At 39.5% G+C, this 18,671-nt stretch carries 19 protein-coding genes and 1 pseudogene; 1 reads left to right on the forward strand and 19 read right to left on the reverse strand.

The genetic code is table 11. The features are described 5' to 3' along the window. Positions 1–79: 79 nt before the first annotated feature. From dnaK to hemW, 4 genes are all read right to left on the reverse strand, one after another. Positions 80–1,948, reverse strand: a complete 1,869-nt coding sequence (gene dnaK / locus ACESPO_RS02155; protein ID WP_009261652.1) for a molecular chaperone DnaK — start codon at positions 1,946–1,948, stop codon at positions 80–82. Positions 1,949–2,038: 90 nt separating this feature from the next. Further along, on the reverse strand, positions 2,039–2,704 hold the full coding sequence (grpE, locus tag ACESPO_RS02160; protein WP_009261651.1) for a nucleotide exchange factor GrpE: 666 nt from the start codon (positions 2,702–2,704) through the stop codon (positions 2,039–2,041). A gap of 29 nt (positions 2,705–2,733) precedes the next feature. Next, positions 2,734–3,777, reverse strand: a complete 1,044-nt coding sequence (gene hrcA, locus ACESPO_RS02165) for a heat-inducible transcriptional repressor HrcA (protein ID WP_009261650.1) — start codon at positions 3,775–3,777, stop codon at positions 2,734–2,736. A 261-nt stretch (positions 3,778–4,038) separates the two neighbouring features. Then, positions 4,039–5,253, reverse strand: coding sequence for a radical SAM family heme chaperone HemW (hemW, locus tag ACESPO_RS02170; RefSeq protein ID WP_499788388.1), 1,215 nt, complete (start codon positions 5,251–5,253; stop codon positions 4,039–4,041). Positions 5,254–5,712: 459 nt separating this feature from the next. Between hemW and ACESPO_RS02175 the strand changes: the two genes are divergently transcribed. Then, positions 5,713–5,859 carry a hypothetical protein gene (locus ACESPO_RS02175; protein ID WP_035102520.1) on the forward strand — a complete coding sequence of 49 codons (147 nt, stop codon included), beginning with the start codon at positions 5,713–5,715 and terminating at the stop codon, positions 5,857–5,859. Between the two features lie 43 nt (positions 5,860–5,902). Here the strand turns inward: ACESPO_RS02175 and ACESPO_RS02180 are convergent, their stop codons facing one another. The 15 genes and pseudogenes from ACESPO_RS02180 to ACESPO_RS02250 form a co-directional block, all read right to left on the reverse strand. After that, positions 5,903–6,373 (reverse strand): low molecular weight protein-tyrosine-phosphatase, encoded by a 471-nt coding sequence (locus tag ACESPO_RS02180; RefSeq protein ID WP_016440421.1) that lies wholly within the window; start codon positions 6,371–6,373, stop codon positions 5,903–5,905. Between the two features lie 160 nt (positions 6,374–6,533). Beyond that, a complete protein-coding gene (locus ACESPO_RS02185; protein WP_101695363.1) occupies positions 6,534–7,796 on the reverse strand; it encodes a site-specific integrase in 1,263 nt (420 codons plus the stop codon). Positions 7,797–7,882: 86 nt separating this feature from the next. After that, positions 7,883–8,086 (reverse strand): excisionase, encoded by a 204-nt coding sequence (locus tag ACESPO_RS02190; protein ID WP_101695364.1) that lies wholly within the window; start codon positions 8,084–8,086, stop codon positions 7,883–7,885. Between the two features lie 102 nt (positions 8,087–8,188). Beyond that, the gene (locus tag ACESPO_RS02195) at positions 8,189–10,096 is read right to left on the reverse strand and encodes an AAA family ATPase (RefSeq protein ID WP_499788389.1); all 1,908 of its coding nucleotides are present in this window, start codon (positions 10,094–10,096) and stop codon (positions 8,189–8,191) included. Positions 10,097–10,111: 15 nt separating this feature from the next. After that, positions 10,112–11,659: a MobQ family relaxase gene (gene mobQ / locus ACESPO_RS02200; protein ID WP_499788390.1), complete on the reverse strand. Its 1,548-nt coding sequence runs from the start codon at positions 11,657–11,659 to the stop codon at positions 10,112–10,114. A 1-nt stretch (position 11,660) separates the two neighbouring features. Continuing rightward, positions 11,661–12,083: a DUF3847 domain-containing protein gene (locus tag ACESPO_RS02205; protein ID WP_499788391.1), complete on the reverse strand. Its 423-nt coding sequence runs from the start codon at positions 12,081–12,083 to the stop codon at positions 11,661–11,663. 202 nt (positions 12,084–12,285) lie between these two features. Beyond that, a complete protein-coding gene (locus tag ACESPO_RS02210) occupies positions 12,286–12,690 on the reverse strand; it encodes a single-stranded DNA-binding protein (RefSeq protein WP_499788392.1) in 405 nt (134 codons plus the stop codon). 335 nt (positions 12,691–13,025) lie between these two features. Further along, positions 13,026–13,268 (reverse strand): hypothetical protein, encoded by a 243-nt coding sequence (locus ACESPO_RS02215; protein WP_499788393.1) that lies wholly within the window; start codon positions 13,266–13,268, stop codon positions 13,026–13,028. A 46-nt stretch (positions 13,269–13,314) separates the two neighbouring features. Next, positions 13,315–14,193, reverse strand: coding sequence for a MerR family transcriptional regulator (locus ACESPO_RS02220; protein WP_330012933.1), 879 nt, complete (start codon positions 14,191–14,193; stop codon positions 13,315–13,317). 135 nt (positions 14,194–14,328) lie between these two features. After that, entirely contained in the window at positions 14,329–14,733 is a 405-nt protein-coding gene (locus ACESPO_RS02225; RefSeq protein ID WP_499788394.1) for a hypothetical protein, read from the reverse strand. Between the two features lie 78 nt (positions 14,734–14,811). After that, a complete protein-coding gene (locus ACESPO_RS02230; protein ID WP_499788395.1) occupies positions 14,812–15,675 on the reverse strand; it encodes a helix-turn-helix domain-containing protein in 864 nt (287 codons plus the stop codon). 45 nt (positions 15,676–15,720) lie between these two features. Next, positions 15,721–16,131 (reverse strand): hypothetical protein, encoded by a 411-nt coding sequence (locus tag ACESPO_RS02235; protein ID WP_499788396.1) that lies wholly within the window; start codon positions 16,129–16,131, stop codon positions 15,721–15,723. A gap of 139 nt (positions 16,132–16,270) precedes the next feature. Further along, positions 16,271–16,585, reverse strand: coding sequence for a hypothetical protein (locus tag ACESPO_RS02240; protein WP_499788397.1), 315 nt, complete (start codon positions 16,583–16,585; stop codon positions 16,271–16,273). 272 nt (positions 16,586–16,857) lie between these two features. Continuing rightward, positions 16,858–17,328 (reverse strand): annotated as a pseudogene (tnpA, locus tag ACESPO_RS02245) (IS200/IS605 family transposase). A 220-nt stretch (positions 17,329–17,548) separates the two neighbouring features. Further along, positions 17,549–18,502 (reverse strand): hypothetical protein, encoded by a 954-nt coding sequence (locus tag ACESPO_RS02250; protein WP_499788398.1) that lies wholly within the window; start codon positions 18,500–18,502, stop codon positions 17,549–17,551. Positions 18,503–18,671: the final 169 nt, after the last annotated feature.

Genomic DNA, 18,671 nt, shown 5'->3' on the forward strand with positions numbered 1-18,671 from the left:
TGCGAAACCTGATTTCCCACTGTCTGTGAGTCTTCAGATCCCGCAGAATCCGTGCAGGTAATGCACTTATCTGGTCTTATTATACTTCTTTGTAGTCTCCGTCTACCACATCGTCACCGTTAAATCCTTCTGGTGCCGGTCCAGCTTCCGGTGCCGGTCCTGCCTGCTGTGCTCCAGCTGCTGCGCCTGCCTGTTCGTACATCTTTGTAAATAACTGCTGTGCACTTGTCATTAATTTTTCTTTTCCTGCTTTGATCTCTTCTACCTGTGCATCTGTCATGCTCTCTGGTGTAGATTTTGCAAGAACGTCTTTTAATGCCTGGATGTCAGCTTCTACTGCTGCTTTTTCATTTGCATCAATCTTGTCTCCGACTTCTCCAAGTGCTTTCTCTGTCTGGAAGATCATCGCATCTGCATCATTTCTTGCATCGATTGCTTCTTTTCGTTTTTTATCCTGTGCTTCAAATTCAGCTGCTTCTTTTACTGCTCTGTCAATCTCGCTGTCTGACATGTTAGAACCTGCTGTAATTGTAATGTGCTGTTCTTTTCCTGTTCCTAAATCTTTTGCAGAAACATTTACGATACCATTTGCATCGATATCAAATGTAACTTCGATCTGTGGGATTCCACGTGGAGCTGGTGCGATTCCGTCAAGTCTGAACTGTCCGAGAGATTTATTATCTCTTGCGAACTGTCTTTCACCTTGAACAACGTTAATGTCTACTGCTGACTGGTTATCTGCTGCTGTAGAGAATACCTGGCTCTTCTTTGTAGGAATCGTTGTATTTCTCTCGATCAGTCTTGTAGCGATACCACCCATTGTCTCGATAGATAATGAAAGTGGAGTTACATCCAGTAATAAGATGTCGCCTGCACCTGCATCTCCTGCTAATTTACCACCCTGAACAGATGCTCCTAATGCAACACATTCGTCTGGGTTTAATGATTTGGATGGCTCATGTCCTGTCAATTTCTGTACTTTTTCCTGTACCGCCGGGATACGTGTAGATCCACCTACTAATAATACTTTTCCAAGTTCAGAAGCTGAGATTCCTGCATCAGATAACGCTCTTGTTACAGGCTCTGCTGTTCTTTCTACAAGGTCATGTGTCAATTCATCAAATTTTGCTCTTGTAAGGTTCATATCAAAGTGTTTTGGACCTTCTGCATTTGCTGTGATGAATGGCAGGTTGATGTTTGTTGTTGTTGCGGAAGAAAGTTCTTTTTTCGCTTTCTCTGCTGCTTCTTTTAATCTCTGAAGTGCCATCTTATCTGTAGATAAGTCGATTCCTTCTGCACGTTTGAATTCTGCTAACATGTAATCTGTGATCTTCTGGTCAAAGTCATCTCCACCAAGTTTATTGTCACCTGCTGTTGATAATACTTCGATAACTCCGTCACCGATCTCGATGATAGATACGTCGAAAGTACCTCCACCTAAGTCGTATACCATGATCTTCTGTTCTTTTTCATTGTCAAGTCCGTAAGCAAGTGCTGCTGCTGTTGGCTCATTGATGATACGTTTTACATCAAGACCAGCAATCTTACCAGCATCTTTTGTTGCCTGACGCTGAGCATCGTTAAAGTAAGCCGGAACTGTGATAACAGCCTCTGTTACTTTCTCTCCAAGATATCCTTCTGCATCTGCTTTCAGTTTCTGAAGTACCATTGCAGAAATCTCCTGTGGAGAATATTTCTTATCATCGATCGTTACTCTGTAATCAGTACCCATGTGTCTCTTAATAGAAGAGATTGTCTTATCAGCATTTGTCACTGCCTGACGTTTTGCAGGTTCTCCAACGAGACGTTCTCCTGTCTTTGTAAAAGCAACAACCGATGGTGTTGTTCTTGCTCCTTCTGTATTTGCGATGACTGTCGGCTGTCCACCTTCCATAACAGCTACACAGCTATTTGTTGTTCCTAAGTCAATTCCAATGATTTTTCCCATGATGAAATCCTCCTATATTTTATACTAAGTTTACTTACTCTATCTATTGTTGATAAAATTCAAAATGCTTTATGCATCTTAAATGAATTTTTAATTTGCTACTTTTACCATACTATGTCTTACTACCGTATCTCTGTATGTGTAACCTTTCTGGAACTCTTCTACAACGATATTCTCCCCGACTTCCTCATCTTCTACATGCATCACTGCATTGTGGAAATCCGGATCAAATTCATTTCCAACTGCCTCAATCGCTTTCACTCCGACAGAATCCAGTGTCGTCATAATCTGTTTGTAGATCATCTCCATACCGGAAACGAAGGAATCTTCTTTCTGCTCTTCTGTAACAGCTCCGAGTCCTCTCTCAAAATTGTCTACAACCGGAAGAATCTTCTCGATGATATCTTTTGCCCCGATCTCGTACATCGCTGATTTTTCTTTCTCCGTACGCTTGCGGAAGTTATCAAACTCTGCCATCTGACGTGTGAGCTTATCTTTTAATTCCTCGATCTGCTCATCTTTTTTATCTTTTTTCGGCTTTCTTTTAAACAGCCCTTTTGCTCCTTTCTCGGAACCTTCTTCTGCTGTCTCTTCCAAAGCTTCCTCTTCGGATGCTTCGCTGTCAGCTTCTTCCTCAACGGTTTCCTCTGCAACCGCTTCTGTATCTTCTCCCGCTGCTTCCTGAGCGGCGTCCTGTTCCTCTGCCGCTTTCTTTGCTTCCTCTACGGCTTCTTTTACCATTTCTTCCTGTGTCATCTTCTTATCCAATGGTCGTACCACCTTTCTTATGATTTTTTATGAAATATCGCATCCAGTTCTACCATCAACGTCTTTAATGTCTTCATGACATTCTCATAATCCATCCGCTTCGGACCAATGATTCCAACTGTCCCCTGCATGCCCTGCCCAAGCTCGTAAGTCGCTGTCACAACACTGCAATCCTTCATCGTCTGTACCGGTGTCTCACTTCCGATATAAACTTGAATTCCTTTGTTCTCATCGCTTGCCAGCGTCTGTGTCACAAGTTCTGCCAACTGCTGCTTTTCTTCAAAAGCACTGATGATCTCCTGTGCACTCTGCTTGTCGCTCAGCTCCGGATATTTGAAAATGTTTGTCGCTCCGCTTGTGTAAATCTCAAGGTCATTATCAAGCTGAATCGTATTTGCCACTGCATCAAGCACATCACTGATCACACCGCTGTGAATTCCTGCCTGTTCCTTCAGTCTGGCGATCATGCCAAGATTGATATCTTCGACCGCAATTCCATTCAGATTGGTATTCAACAGCATATTCAACTTCAGCATTGTCTCATTGTCAAGCGGCTCTGCAACCGCCACAATCTTATTCTTAATAATGTTGCCTTCCATGACGATCACCGCGATGATCTGATTGGCATCCACCTGCGAAAGCTGGATGAACTTTAACTTATTCCTATTATAAGTAGGAGCAGAAACCATCGTCGCATAATTTGTACTATTTGCCAGCACTCTCGCAGCCTGCTGCAAAAGCTGTTCCATCTTATCGGCCTTCTGAAGCATCTTCTCCTGCATCTCAGTGATCTCATGCTCCTTATCCTCCATCAGCATATCTACATAAAGCCGATATCCTTTGTCTGAAGGAATTCTTCCCGCCGATGTATGAGGCTGTATGATATATCCCAGATCTTCCAAATCCGCCATCTCATTGCGGATCGTCGCAGAACTTAGATTCAAATCTGTATATTTGGAAATCGTTCTGGATCCTACCGGTTCCCCGGTCTCTAAGTAGGTCTTAATGATCGTCTGCAAAATCTTAAGTTTCCGATCATCCAATCCATGATCTGCTTTCATCTCACACCTCCTCGTTTTTCTTTATTAGCACTCCATTCTTACGAGTGCTAACACCTTACGATTATTAAGATAGCACTATGCTTTTCGTTTGTCAACCTAGTTTACATATTTTTTATATTTTTTGTAAAAAACTATTTTCTATCGAGATTATGTACATTTTTAGAAACTTTCAATCCAAAAAAGCAATCAAAAAATTTCCGGAACCTTTCTATCATTCTGAAAATTTTTCAATTGCCTTTCTATCTGAAACATTTTTATAGGTTATAACAAGAACTGTGCAAGTACATAGTTGCTCAGATCATTTCCTCTCTTTGTCAGGCAGATTCGCTCCTCCTCTTCGCGAAGCAATCCTTCTTCTTTGAGTTTTTCCAATACCTCTCCATATACTTCCTGTATTTCTCTGTGATACCGTTCTCTAAATTTCTGCTTGTTTACCCCCTCTTTCATCCGAAGGCCAAGGAACATTGTCTCCTCCACCTGTGCATTCCAATCTAGCGTCTCTTTTTCCTCCTCGATCTGATCCAACCTTCCATTTGCCCGGATATAAAGATCCGTATCTGAAATATGCTGATACCGCTCGTTTTCAATCAAAGATGCCGCCCCAGTGCCGATCCCAAGGTACTCCACCCTCTGCCAGTATCCCATGTTATGCCTGCACGCATATCCCGGCTTCGCATAGTTAGAAACTTCATATTGTAGATATCCTGCCGCTTCCAGCTTCTCTGCGGTCAATTCATACATGCGGCGTTCTGCCTCCTCATCCGGAAGCTTTGGGAAGTTCTTGCCTGTATCCATCTGTTTCCCGTCATCAGCCAAACATTTCTCACACTGATTATCCCGCTCTTCTTTTGCGTTCTCCCCATAAATCTCGTAAAATAGCGTCCCTTCCTCAATGATCAGACTATACGCAGAAATATGTTCCGGATTCATTCGGATCACGGTATCCAATGTGTGCTCCCAGGATTCCACTGTCTGCCCTGGGATTGCCGAGATCAGATCTATATTAATATTCTGAAATCCCGCCTTCCTTGCCAGATCATAACTCTCTTCAAACTGCCGCATCGTATGTACACGCCCAAGCAGCTTCAGTTCCTTATCATCGACCGACTGCAGTCCAAAACTGATCCGGTTGATCCCACATGCCCTGTATGCCTGCAAATTTTCTTTTGTGACCGTACCTGGATTCGCTTCCATCGTAATTTCCGCATCTGCTTGGATCTCAAACACATCCCGGAGCGCATCAAAAATTTCTTTCATCCGACCTCCCGACAAAATCGATGGTGTTCCTCCTCCAAAAAAAATCGTTGTAACTCGATAATTCTCTGCCAACTTTTGATACTGCCTGATTTCTGCCACAAGCGCTGTTACATAGCGATCTATCGTCTCCCTCGGAGCCGGACCGGACAAAAAATCACAATATGCACATTTTTTCATACAAAACGGGATATGAATATATAATTCTAATTCTCTTTTCATGCTCAGTCTCTCTTTCTTTTCTCTATTTCTTATCCGCCTGCACATCCTGTACACGCAAAATTTATTGTTCTAAATATCAGCACAGAGGGAAAATAGATTTCTGCTATCCTGCTTTGAGAAGTTCGCTCTACCTATAGTTCAGAAAAAATAATGCCCTCTATCTTCATCGGCGGATGCTTCACTCGCATTTAGTCTATACCTTCTATTTTAACGTTTTTTATCCCATTACTCTATTTTCTTCTTTCTTCCGGTAGCCCTCTTGTACCCTGCTTTCAAATACTTCTCTCATATATGTCTGATGTTTTCTAAAGAGTTCCCGAAAAGGCAACTCTACTCTGGACAATATTATAGCGATTTTCATTTCCATTTGTAAATATCTGAATAAATTTCTTTTACTTTTTGCAGGAAAACTGTATAGGTCCTTTCCTTTTTGCCTATCCTATCTACGAGGTGAGAAACATGTCTTATATTGCTCCTGAAATACGGGAAAAATTTGAATCCTTATCGGTAAATCTGAAAAATACTATTTTAGAAAGAAATGTGCGGATCCAAAATATCCACGACTTGATCAAAGTGTTGGAAGATATTGTGGCAGAGGATGAATAATTCTCCTCTGCCATAATAGTGTTACATAAAATATTCTTTTTTGTTAAACACTCTCCTGTTCTTCGATAAATTTCAGAAGCCCTCTGCATCCGTCCAGAACATCCCGATAAGTCAGATCAAAGTTACCGGTGTACCATGGGTCTGCAATATCTCCTTTCCGTTCTGTAAAATCTAGCAACTTGTACACTTTCTGTTCCGGATCCTCTCCTAAAATCCGGTACATATTCCGGATATTCTGCGTATCCATTCCAATCAAAAAATCAAACTCGTCATAGTCGCTTTTCTTAAGCTGGCGGGCACGATGATCCCCACAGAAAATCCCTTCCGCTTCCAACTTCCGGCGCGTGCCATAGTGGACAGGGTTGCCGATTTCCTCGCGGCTGGTAGCAGCAGAATCAATGTAAAAATTAGATTCCATGCCAGATTGGGTTACTAAATGTTGTGCGATGTATTGAGCCATGGTGCTGCGGCAGATGTTGCCGTGGCAAATAAATAGTACCTTTATTTTCTCCATTTTATCTCCTCATATCCTCTCAAAGCCTTATAAATACTGGCTTTTCAGCCTTTGTGCATTTTTTACTTGAAAGGTTCTTTTTCTTATAAATTCTTGTATTTTCTCATGTTTTTTCGGGCATTTGTGGTACAAATGGGTTATTTTTAAAGTCCCAAATTCCTTATGAGATAAGGCTTACATGAGTTGTTTGTGCATGTTTTTGGGTTATAAACTTTTTCTTTTCGAGTTCATCCCTTGCTTCTTTTAATCTGGCAAGTTCTTTCTTTGCATCATCATAGCCGGTATGCGTATAAATATTAAGTGTTACAGATACATCTGAATGCCCCATCAGATATTGCAGTGTCTTTGGGTTCATCCCTGAATTGGCCATATTTGTACAATAAGTATGCCTGCATATATGTGGAGTAACTGGCGGCAATTGCAACAAATTCTCACGATTATATTTTTCTCTTGCATGCTGCATGTACTTTTCCCAATGAAGTGCAACCATTGGCCTTCCATTCTTGTCCAGAAACAGAAATCCTCCATATCCATCCACCATCGGCTCACGTTTTGGTTTCCTTCTATTCTTCAAGATTCGAAGAAATGCCTCTTTTACATCCGCTTCCATTGGAAGTAACCGAGTACCACTTGTTGTCTTTGTAGATACGATGATATACTTCATTTCTCGAGTTCTTTGCAACTGATGATTCACATTGATAATATCTTCTTTAAAGTCCAAGTCTTTTACAGTAAGCCCACAAAATTCAGATATTCTAAGACCTGTCTTGAATAAGATATAAAATGCATCATAATACTGATTATAATGTGGATCATTCTTTACAAACTCGAGAAATTTTGCTTCATCTTCCGGAGAAACAGCGTGTCTTTTCTGACTGTCATTAACAAGTACTGTACCTAATTCAAATCCAAATGGATTTTTTAGAATCAAGTCATCATCCACAGCCATTTGAAAAGCAGGTCTTAAAACACCTCTGATGGAATGAATGGAACTATATCCTCTACCATCTCTTTGTAGTTTTATCAGAAAAATCTTTGCGTCAGAAAGTTTCACATCATCCACTTTCTTATAAGCGAATTCTTCCTTTTTCAATACATTCACCACAAATTTGTAATTCGCTAAAGTATTATGCTTTACTCCTGTTTTCAGGGAAAGATATCGTTCCACAAGTTCAAGCACTGTAATGTTACTTCCTGTAATCCCTTGCATCTGTAAGGACTGAACTTTTCTTTCTTTTTCCCTGAGAGAAAGATCTGCCCGTTTACCTTCCGGCATCTTATCTGCTTCTGTCAATCTCCAACTATATAATATTTTACGCTTACCAAGTGAATCTGTATATTTATAGCGGTAACGTCCACTTGGTTCCTGCCATTCTCCTTGCTGGAGAACTCTGCCTTTATCATCACGTCTCTTTGAAATCATATCCTACCTCCAAGGGGACGCAACATGATATTGTTAGTATATCATGTAACCCCTAATTCGAACACCTCCTTCTTTTAAATTTCATTTTATATCGCACTGAGTGTATCAATAAATTTTTCAAATCTTGTTCGTTTTATCTGTACACGATTCCCATTCCAAAGCAAATACTCTGCATTTGGATTGTCACTGACTAACTTACGAAGCTTTCCTTCTCCAATACGAAAATAGGATGCTGCCTCTTCAATGGATAATGTATACTTCTTCCAATAAGGTATTTCATAACTTGTCATTTGTATGCCTCCTTCTAGTATCTTTGTTTTTGACATTGGCGGCTGGCAAAGGTATCTATAAAGACTGCCAATGCCAAAGTGGTTTTTTGCCAATGTCATCTTTTATTCTGTGATTAACGCAACTGTTTTTCTTCCCTGACACCAATCGTAGCTCAGTCTGTTTTCCAGCTGCTTTCTTGCATCTCTTCCTGTTCTGGAAGAAATCCCATAGGCAAGTAGTTCCGCCTCTAATTCTTCTAAACACATCACTTTTCGTTTGGTTAATAACTCCAGAATCAGCTTCTGTGCCTTTTCCAGTTTCGTTTCCTTTTTCGTTCCTGCTTTCCCCATCAGCAGATCTTCAATGGATATATCGTATTCCCCTAACCAGGTTAAGCCTTCTTCTCCTAAAGAAAATGCTACCGGATTTTCCTTCTTAGCAAGAGAATCCTTTTGCTGATATACCACTCGGATATCCTGTTCCTTCTCTTTTTCCACCTTTTCTACAAATAAGATGCTTCGTACTGCCGCTGCGATATCAATGGATCCCAGGGAACGGTAATCACTCTGACTTCCCGATGACTTATTCAAATGTCCAATGAGAACAATGGCACATCCAGTTCTCTCGGCAATCGTACTGAGATGTCGAAATAAGGGACGGATCTCATTTGCCCGGTTCATATCCACATTAGCTCCCAGATAAGCCTGTATGGGATCCATGATCATGAGTCGTACATTATTCTGTCGAATGGCTTTTTCAATCCGATCGTCCGTCATAGAAAGCTGTTTTTCATCTTCATTGATGAATCGCACCCTTGTCATATCTGCACCACATTTTGCTAATCTAGGTTTAATGGTATCTGCTATCCCATCCTCTGCTGTTTGATACAACACATTAAAGGGTTCTATGGGAAGTGCATTGGGAAGTTCTTTTCCATTCGTACAGTATGCGGCGATTGCCATTGCAAGCCATGTTTTTCCTTTTCCCGGATTCCCCTGGATCAAAGTAACCTTTCCAAAGGGAATGAAGGGATACCATAACCACTGAACCACCGTTTCCTCAACCTCCGACATTTTCATGACCGGAACTGGTTTTTCCCTGGCATCTCTCCAACACATCTGCTTTGCCATATTTTCTACCGGAACTTCTGCTACCAGACATTCATTCCAGTCTTTCTTCACCGGTTCTAATCGGTACACACTCAGTTCCTCCGGAATAAGAGAAACAAACTGCCTGCATCTCTCATTTCCAGGCTCATCATTATCCAGACACAAGTAGATGGAATGGATATGAGGATATTCTGTATACATCCGTTTCATTGCTTTTTCACTCAATCCTCCCAGGGAAATATAACTATGCTTTTCCCATTCTTCCGGAACTGCAGTGATATAAGACAAAAGATCAATGGGAGATTCAAACACAAATAGTTTTTCATCCGTTCCTATATGGCCAAATCCATAGGCTTTTTCCGAACCTTTTGCTTCCCCACGATATCGGTTCTCATCAGTTCCCCGCATAGCTGCATATCTGGGATTCTGTTCTTTGTCTCTTCCAACGAATACCACATTGTGATAGTTTTTACTTTCATAAATATCCCCCTTTGCAATCATCTGATCTACCAGCTGTTCCGATAGTTTCCTCTGCTCAATCAGATACTTCCTTGCAATCTCACAGCTTTCATTTCTTTCTGGCAGTTCCAATCCAGGCAAGGGGATGGGGCAGACCTTCTGTCTGCCTGCATCTTCCTTCGCCGTTCTTCTGTTGGTTTCTCCAGCTCCCTCTTCTCCTAATAATTCTTTAACTGCCTCTGCAAAAGAAAGACCGTAGAATTCTTTCATAAAATCAATGGCATGACCGCCTTTATTCTGACTAAAACGATACCATTCGCTCTTGTTGATCATCACACTGTCATGTCGTAACCACCGGTATTCCTTTCCACATCGTTTGAACTGTTCTCCTCTCCCAGAAAGAAAAACATATAAATCGGTATCATCTGCTCTTTGGATCTGTTCTCTTGTATATTCTTCCATCTTCTAAAATCCCTCCTATAATTCCATTCCATGATGTTTCTTCTTTCGTTTCATGGTTCTCACTGCTTCTTTTGTTTCTGTGGATTGCTCCCGCTTGTTTGTTTCCGGAAGAGAGACACCTTCTCCTTCCTCTGCCATCAAAGCCTCCACATGATTTTTGATTCCCTCATACTTTCGTAACATCGCATGGATCCGTTTATCTTCTTTTCGTAAAGCAGCTATCTCTTCTGATAAACGAGCGGCTTCTCGTTTCCATTGTCCTTCCGGGATCTTCCCACTTGGGTCTAGATTTTCTTTTAAGATTCTTTCCGAACGATAATATCCGCTAAGTTCCTTCTTATGTTCCTCTTTGAATTTTTCCCTGCCAAAATATTTCTTCTTTAATTCCAGATAAACAGGTCTTGTTTCAAAATACTCTTTCATTGCATAAAGATTGCTGTTGACACTTCTCAGAGCAGACAGTTGTTGATTCAACCGCTGACTCACCTCATTCAGCTGTATATCTAATTCCTGGATTTTCTCCGTCAGCTGTTCTGGGGTTCTCACATCCTGCTCTTCCAGAAAGCGGATCGTCTCTGCAAATTGTTTCAGATTTGTATTCTTCGCCTTTTGTGTTCCATAAGCGTAGGATTCTGCAACTGCATTTCTCTTATCACAATAGTTTCTCAGATAATCCGCTAAGGTTGGCTGATGTAAGAACACCATCCGTTCCATCAGTTGGCTTTCTCGAAACAAGGACCATTGAAGAAGATTCTTTGCCCGTTCTTTCATATCATTTAAGGCTCGGATGAGTCGGTTTAAACTTCCCAGTACGGTTGAAATCCCTCTTGCTTCCATTGCCTGTACATTCGGTCCTTCATGCACCATTGGGATCTTATCAATCCCCCGTTCCTCATAAGATCTGGCATCAACTCTTTCTGTGAATCCTTTTTCTTCGTACAGTTCATTGCACATCCTTGCCCAGACACTTCTCAATTCTTCCAAGGTTTCTTTCCTGCTCCAATCCGTTGTATGTACCGCCCGAAATACTGGCTCTCCTTTCTGATTTAGAACCGGTTGTCCATCTAGGGTCAGCACTGGAACCTTTTTTTGTTTTTGTCCCCAGGTACCATCTTCCTTTAAAGGACGGATAGGTACCATGATGTGCATATGGGGATTTGGGATTTTATCCTTTGCCTTCTTCGGATCATGGATTGTCAGATCTGCAATCATCCCTCTTGCGACTAACTGTTCTTCCACAAATCTTCTTGCAAGCTCAATATTTTCTTCCATAGAAAACTCATTCATCAAGGCAATATCAAAGCTGTGTGCCAGCTGTGCTTTCTTGTTTCCTTCAATCCATTCCACCTCATTCCAAAGGGTCTCCCTGTCTTTGAATCTCTCTGGAGCCTGTTTGGGAAGGTGGATCTCCGCCAACACCACACCGCCTTTTCTCGTATAATCACTTACTTCTCCATAATACGTACATTCCAGTTTTGTACCGGCTCGGTAAGCAGCACTGGCAATGGCAGACTGTCCTTTTCCTCTGGATAATTGATTCAAATGAAAGTGATAACATCCCATCTTACGCATCTCCCTGTGGCAGTTCACCTCGTTGCATCGCCTTTAATAGTGCTTCCTCTTCTGCAAATTTTCGTTCCTTTGCTTCTGCCGCTTCCACCCGTCCACGAACCATTTCATGAACAACATCACAAAACTTACAAGCAGGATCATGAAGAAGTTCATCCATCAGCTGATAAAATTCTGCCTCTGTCAGATATTTGGTATCTTTACAGATTGCTTCTATGGCTGCTCCCTTCTGGATCAACAGATGGGTTCGTGCCTTTCGCTTTTTCTTTTTCTGTGTATCCAGATAATTCAAGGATCTCTGGATCCTGTGCTCTGCCTGCTCCTTCTCAAGCTTTGCCTGTTTCAATGCAGCTTCTGTTTTTTCAATCTCATAAAGTGCTTCCTGAGTATATTCCTCAAATGTTTTCTTCTTCGCCATATCGTTCTTTTCCTCCTCTTTCAACTCTTCCATTTTCTCTGTTACGGGATAGGCATTTCTGCCGGAAGGGGAACCCTTCTTCGGATGGATCATCCGCAAACACTTTCGGAATTCCCCTTCAGAAAGATGCTACTTCCGTAGGACGCACATACCTTTTAAGGTATATAAGTGCGCTCTTCTGCTTTCAGCATCCGAGTTTTTCTTACTCAAACGGAAGTTCTTCTCCGTCTGGAAGATTCATAAATCCATCTGGATCGGTATCTTCTTTCTTTTCTGATCCTGACAGTTTCTTCCCTTCTGCGAAATAATGTTCTTCTATGATCACGTTGGTGACATAAACTTTATTCCCCTCCTGATTCACATAGCTTCCTGTCTGAATGCGTCCGCTTACTAAAATCTTCAAACCTTTTTTCAGATATTTTTCTGCAAACTCAGCATTCTTCCCAAAGGTAACACAGGAAATAAAATCTGTTTCTGCCTTTCCATCCTTTCGATATCGTCTGTCTACTGCCAGCGTGTATCGTGCCATTGCAGTACTGTTTTCATCCTGGAGATATTTCACCTCCGGATCTTTTGTCAGTCTTCCCATTAAGATTGTTTTGTTCATGTAGTTTCTCCTTTCTCTTTTCATTTTTTCTTTGTTCTTGAATCAGGCCCGATTCTTTTAAGGCAAATGTAATTTGTTCCTCATATATCAGAACGTAGAGAGGGGTTTTTACAAATAAAAAAGGAATTTTATTTTTTTGCTCTCATATAACGAAAGGCTCAGAGGGGAAAATACAGGGTGGAAAAGGAAATTTTTTATTTTTCTGCACAAAAAAATACCCCTATGACTTCAAAATCGAAATCATAGGAGTATTTAGTCCTACCTACTCAGTGGGGTGTTTTATATTTTGTTTTACACATGTCATTACAGTGTTTTTCAGTTCGACAAGCTGAAATTTACATAAATCTGCTTATCAAGTTATATGCAGTAACTACATAGACAAAAATTGCTACACCTGCAAATATCATAGCATCTTTCTTTGCACCATTATCATAACACTCCCTTGCATTCGTCAAAAAGGTTAATCCCATAAAAACAAACATAATTGGCAGTGTTATATCAGTAGACACTATGTTCATCAGTCCAAGAGAACCGAATATAATGGTTAAAACACTAAATATTGCTTTCTTGGTACGCATAAGTACTTCTCCTTCCAACTTCTGTTTCTTTTTTAGATACACTCATTTATTCGAGATTTTTTATAACTAAGTTGTAATTGCTATCATAATGCAGTCCAAGTTCTCTACACATTCTATCGTTTACCTTATCTAAGGCTTTCTTGTATTCTGCGTACTGTGGAGATAGCACCATCAAATTAGGAATGAATATGTCGTTATATCCTTTATCTTGGAACTCTTTCTGCATTTTTCTCTGGGCAATAAATGACGGATGATATTTCATAATGCCAGTTTTCATTTTAGCACCTTTCTTTACCATTTCTTTTAATTTTTCATATTCGCTTTCACTCATATCACGATAATAAGCTATCATCTCATCTGCAGTTCTTGTTTCCGGTGCAATCCCACCTGCTATTTTTACACCTATTCCCATAATAAAAGGAACTTTCAATGTCGTTTCATCACAATACTCTAATATGTTCCGTAAGGCTTGCTTCTGCTCCAGAGTCTTTAATCTCACATTAAGAAATGGTTTGAAGTGACTTTTTAAGTAATCTCCCCATTCTTTCCCCGGTAATAAAGACTCAATCGCATTTTCGACAGTTTGGTAATCAAGTATCTCATTTGCCTTGTCTGCATTACCATCATCTATAAATTGCTTCAACGCTTCAAGTTCTGAGTCCTGTAAAATTTTTTCCTGTAATTTTTCCTGATAAATACGTAAAAGAATACTTTTATCATCTTTTTCCAAAAGGGTTTGTATATCTTTAATACCAATCCCAAGCTTTCTATATACCGAAATTTTTTTTAAAGTTTTAACGTCTTGCATGGAGTAGTTTCGATAGCCGTTGCTATCTTTATCTACTGACAACAATCCTTTTTCTTCATAGTATTTAACTGCACGCTTTGTCATTCCGACTTCCTTAATAATTTCATTCAATAACATCGGACACACCTCCTTGTGATGATAGTATAAGGGTGTACGTTACGTACAAGTCAATATATTTTTGAAGTTTTCATTTCAATCATACAAATTCTAATTTTCTTAACTCTTTTAATTCGACAAGCTGGAATTTTTACTTTACGCAGCAAACTTTGTGTATGTATCAACAAGTGTCTGATGCGGCAACAGGTCTATCCCTAACGCTGCTGCCTCGGCTGCTTTTTCAATAGAATGATGTCTGCCACCAGATAAATTTCTAATATGTTGACTAACACCAAAAGTCTCCTGTGGAGAAGTGTACAGCCTAACAGGAATCACTTCTTCAATCAACTGTGGATCTGTCTTCACTATAGTGATGGACTCAGGTAGTTTTTCCGTTGTTTTGCTTAGGCTATTTTCAAGATTCTCCCACAGTTCCTTGATAGCTTCTTTATTTTTTAGGCCGATAATAATCCCGATAACAGCTGTGACACTAATTCCTGCGATGAGCAGTTGCTTCTTATGATCCTTAACCCAATTGACAAATTTATGCTTTTCATTCATGGCGATTACCTCCTGTTATTCTTTGTACTTACAGTATAACAGACAAATCGGAAACCGATGTTCGCATTTCGAGAACTATCAACTTTCAGAGAGGCAGATTTTGCAAAATTTAAAAGCGTAACTATTTCCCAGCATCATAAACGACAGCATCATCTGCATACCAACTGCCGAATTCATCTCTGCTGATAAATCAGTATCAACCATACCCACTATATAGCGTAGTGCAATGTAGTAATCCGCCAAATCAGACCATTCCGGTTCAGATTTTAAAGCTTTCAAGGCCTCAGTAATTATCGCACCAAAATCCGTAATGAAACTGACTCTTTTCTCTGCAACAGATGCATCTTCAGTATCCTTGAGTTGCATCCAATCTTTAAAACTCAACTTTTTTGACTGCAACTTGTTCTGTAAAGATAGGATTTGGTTTATATCGTATATCTGTGACCACCATATAAAAATACTCCACACAAGATTTGCTACTGCTTCTAGGTTCTCTGACTCGTCAGTAGCATTAGCAAACGATTCAAATATCCTAACAATCATATTACCAGGAAGAACCTCAGCATTAGAAAAGGCCGCTAATAATCTTTGAGACAGTTCATATCCATTTTTAAAGTTCGCGTTTCCCATAGCATCTTCAGAACTGTACAATGGCAAAATTGTTTTCATCAATTCCATTATATGACTCGGCGAGTTCATATCGATGGATATACTTTCTAACTCAGTCAAATCTGCATAAAGCAACTCATCTATTGGTTTGTTATAATGCGCAGCCAATAATTGTAATGTTTGAAAATCTGGTCTTCTTCTTCCGTTTTCGTATCCTTTAACTGTTGATTTGGCACAGTGGATAATACCGCCCAATTCTTCTAATGTCTCATTATGGATTATTCGTAAATGCTGAATGTTTCTGCCCAATTGATTATCATCCATTTCTATCATTTTGTCACCTCGTCAATTTCAACTCTTCCTATGATTGAAATTAATCTACTTGTCTATACTTAATCGCTGGGTTCCTAATTGAATTTGCTCGACCTCAATTTCACAACTTACACTATCCATACTCTTTCTTCGTTGAATTTCCGAACTTCTAATAGATAAGATGATTTCATCATTAGGTTGTAAATCTTTAAAGTCTATTGATTCCACATCACCTGTATCATAATCGCAATAGATTAATGGGACTTTAGAACAATCAATGATACATTTGCTTCCTAAAATATCATCTTCTATATCGTAATCTTTTACTGTTATGCTCTGGTTAGTTGCATCAATTTCTGTAATTATTGCATTAACCCCTAGATGAAGAGCATCCTCTTCTTTTTTATTTCCGCAAGCTGTCAAACAAAATATAAAAAGAAGTATGCTTAGCACAGATATCTTTTTTTCATTGATCATCCCTCCAAATTCTTTTTTATCGTTTTCTTTCAGTATATCATAATTATAATCTTTCCATAAAACAAAAAATTTTAATTCCTACGGATTTTTCTACAAAGCATATAACCACATATTATTACACTTCATCAGAAAAACTTTCTCAATCTATATTGAAAAATCGTAGCAGAATATCCGACATTCTATCTATCAATAGTTTCTCTTTAGCAAATATAATCTTGGTACGGTATCCTGTTCTCTCCGGTGCAAATTTTACTATACTTCTTATAGCTTCAAAAGCAAACACACAAACTACTTTCTTACTAAAAAAGCCTAGAAGAGACATTTTCTCTTCTAAGCCTTTATACTTTATCACAGAATACTTTTTGATTTTATTCTCCTCATGGTCACGAGGCTTTTTTCGCTTAAATCGTACCTTTTGAACACGTGTTGTTACATATAAAAGTCTTAACCCCACTAAATGCTCTTATCTCACCTCATAAACAACCTTCACAAAAATATCTCTTTTGTTACATCTATATGTAAAGAACTATCTGCTTTTTTACATTTAAAACACGCTATACCAAATTGTAAAGATTTTACTTTCAACTTCATTTATAATCATGACTACCGGCTTAGCCGGTAGTTTGCTCTGCGGCTATAAGCCGCTGTTCCTGCTTGCCTCTTAAGAGGCTCTGAATAGTCCGCCTTCCTCACTGCGGTCACAGGCTTGGCTCTAAAGAGCCTCTTTTATTTGCCCTTTTTTACCGGCTCACCCGTGAACGGGTCTATATATTCTTTTAGTGACATTTGATCGTATTCCCAATCTTCTTGTAATTGGTTTCTAATATACTCTTCAATTTTCTTTGCATTCTTACCTACTGCATCTACATAATAACCTCAACACCAAAAATGTCGGTTTCCGTATTTGTACTTTAAATCGGCATGTCTCTCAAATATCATTAGCGAACTTTTTCCTTTTAAGTATCCCATTATTTCAGATGCACTATATTTCGGCGGTATTCTTACAAACATATGTATATGATCTGGACACGCTTCTGCTTCTATGATTTCAATCCCTTTTCTCTTACATAGTTCACTTAAGATATGCCCGATATCTGCTCGTATCTGTTTATAAATAACTTTTCTTCTATACTTTGACGCAAATACAATATGGTACTTACATTCCCACTTCGTATGTGCTAAACTATTTTTGTCCATTAGGATAACCTCCTTTATATAATTTCGTGCGGTTGGCGAACCTACACTTATTATCTAACAGGAGTTTTTTTGCTTGAAGCTAAAGCTATCTGGGAACACACCTGCATAACAGGTGGTTTATTGGTTTTCTTTGTTCCGTTTTTCGGATCAACGAAAAACGGAACAAAGAAAACAGGGCCTTGCCCTAACAAGAAAAGCAGGAAACTTTTTATATGAAATATCAATAGAATGGTGTTTTTAACATCTCTGAATAATATACGGGTTTATTCAATTCATATTTTTGCATTACATCACGCACTACATCCTCAAACCATTTTGGCGCATAAGGAGAAATGTACACTGCTGAAATTAGCTTGTCAAGATCGACTGCTTTTTCTATACCGCTATGTGCTTGATGACTTGTGGTAATAGCGCGGACTTCTCTCTCGTGTTCAAATGCTTTTCGTTTATACCAGAACGAACCATTTATGGAAGAAAATCTTTTGGAAAAATCAATATATTTGACTTTTCCAATTTCTATTGTGGGGTCTTTGTCAAGAGCCTCATACAACTGTTGATATGTAGTTTGAATTGCAAGTGCATTGTTCACATTTGTTGAGTACAATTTCCACATTGCTTCTGATTCAGATTCGTTACAATGCCAACAACTTATAAATGTATGTTTTCTTCGGGCATTTCCACTGGCGTTCAACTCGGACAACAAACGTGTTGTATTTTCCTCAATGTATTCGTCTGTTAAGTCTTCTGGTTTCATGCCGGGCGCGGTTTGAATTGCATCTCTAAAAAAATCAAGATAAAATGCGTCCCATTTTTCTTTCCGTTCCAATGTGCCTTTTGCACCCTCATATATATCTTCAAATGATTCCGCAGATGCAAAATATAGTGACTTTTTACCAATCATTGAAAGGAACTTGCTTAAATCCATGTAACGCCAAAGTTTAGATTCTGGCGAAACTTTTTCATATTCTAGTTTCGCCCAATGGTAACGAATCACGGTTTCTGATAACAAATATGCGCAATCATCACAAAGAACAACAGGATTTCTTTCTGTATCATATCCCAAATGCGCACACATACCATTTTGAAATTTTCTTCCACAATTCGTACAGACATCTCTATGCTCGTTGTAAAATATATCCAATTCGCGGGTGTGCCTATGTGTCATTTCCTGCATAACTTACCTCTCTTTCTTACATTTTATTATATCATTACGAAAAAATGAAATAAATACAATAATTATAAATTGCAAGAGTGTAGGGGTGGGGCTTCCCCAGAGAGAAAATCCCCGGCCCGGCAGGTGCGCCGGGTCAGGGATTTTGCCGGGAGTGTGGCTACACTCCCTA

Origin of the sequence: Coprococcus sp. HPP0074 (assembly GCF_964238105.1) — a bacterium.
GTDB lineage: Bacteria > Bacillota > Clostridia > Lachnospirales > Lachnospiraceae > Faecalimonas > Faecalimonas umbilicata.

Bases quoted from the DNA above. Each gene is read 5' to 3' on its own strand.
- dnaK (WP_009261652.1), bottom strand. From the start codon at position 1,948: ATGGGAAAAATCATTGGAATTGACTTAGGAACAACAAATAGCTGTGTA.
- grpE (WP_009261651.1), bottom strand. From the start codon at position 2,704: ATGACACAGGAAGAAATGGTAAAAGAAGCCGTAGAGGAAGCAAAGAAA.
- hrcA (WP_009261650.1), bottom strand. From the start codon at position 3,777: ATGAAAGCAGATCATGGATTGGATGATCGGAAACTTAAGATTTTGCAG.
- hemW (WP_499788388.1), bottom strand. From the start codon at position 5,253: ATGAAAAGAGAATTAGAATTATATATTCATATCCCGTTTTGTATGAAA.
- ACESPO_RS02175 (WP_035102520.1), top strand. From the start codon at position 5,713: ATGTCTTATATTGCTCCTGAAATACGGGAAAAATTTGAATCCTTATCG.
- ACESPO_RS02180 (WP_016440421.1), bottom strand. From the start codon at position 6,373: ATGGAGAAAATAAAGGTACTATTTATTTGCCACGGCAACATCTGCCGC.
- ACESPO_RS02185 (WP_101695363.1), bottom strand. From the start codon at position 7,796: ATGATTTCAAAGAGACGTGATGATAAAGGCAGAGTTCTCCAGCAAGGA.
- ACESPO_RS02190 (WP_101695364.1), bottom strand. From the start codon at position 8,086: ATGACAAGTTATGAAATACCTTATTGGAAGAAGTATACATTATCCATT.
- ACESPO_RS02195 (WP_499788389.1), bottom strand. From the start codon at position 10,096: ATGGAAGAATATACAAGAGAACAGATCCAAAGAGCAGATGATACCGAT.
- mobQ (WP_499788390.1), bottom strand. From the start codon at position 11,659: ATGGGATGTTATCACTTTCATTTGAATCAATTATCCAGAGGAAAAGGA.
- ACESPO_RS02205 (WP_499788391.1), bottom strand. From the start codon at position 12,083: ATGGCGAAGAAGAAAACATTTGAGGAATATACTCAGGAAGCACTTTAT.
- ACESPO_RS02210 (WP_499788392.1), bottom strand. From the start codon at position 12,690: ATGAACAAAACAATCTTAATGGGAAGACTGACAAAAGATCCGGAGGTG.
- ACESPO_RS02215 (WP_499788393.1), bottom strand. From the start codon at position 13,268: ATGCGTACCAAGAAAGCAATATTTAGTGTTTTAACCATTATATTCGGT.
- ACESPO_RS02220 (WP_330012933.1), bottom strand. From the start codon at position 14,193: ATGTTATTGAATGAAATTATTAAGGAAGTCGGAATGACAAAGCGTGCA.
- ACESPO_RS02225 (WP_499788394.1), bottom strand. From the start codon at position 14,733: ATGAATGAAAAGCATAAATTTGTCAATTGGGTTAAGGATCATAAGAAG.
- ACESPO_RS02230 (WP_499788395.1), bottom strand. From the start codon at position 15,675: ATGATAGAAATGGATGATAATCAATTGGGCAGAAACATTCAGCATTTA.
- ACESPO_RS02235 (WP_499788396.1), bottom strand. From the start codon at position 16,131: ATGATCAATGAAAAAAAGATATCTGTGCTAAGCATACTTCTTTTTATA.
- ACESPO_RS02250 (WP_499788398.1), bottom strand. From the start codon at position 18,502: ATGCAGGAAATGACACATAGGCACACCCGCGAATTGGATATATTTTAC.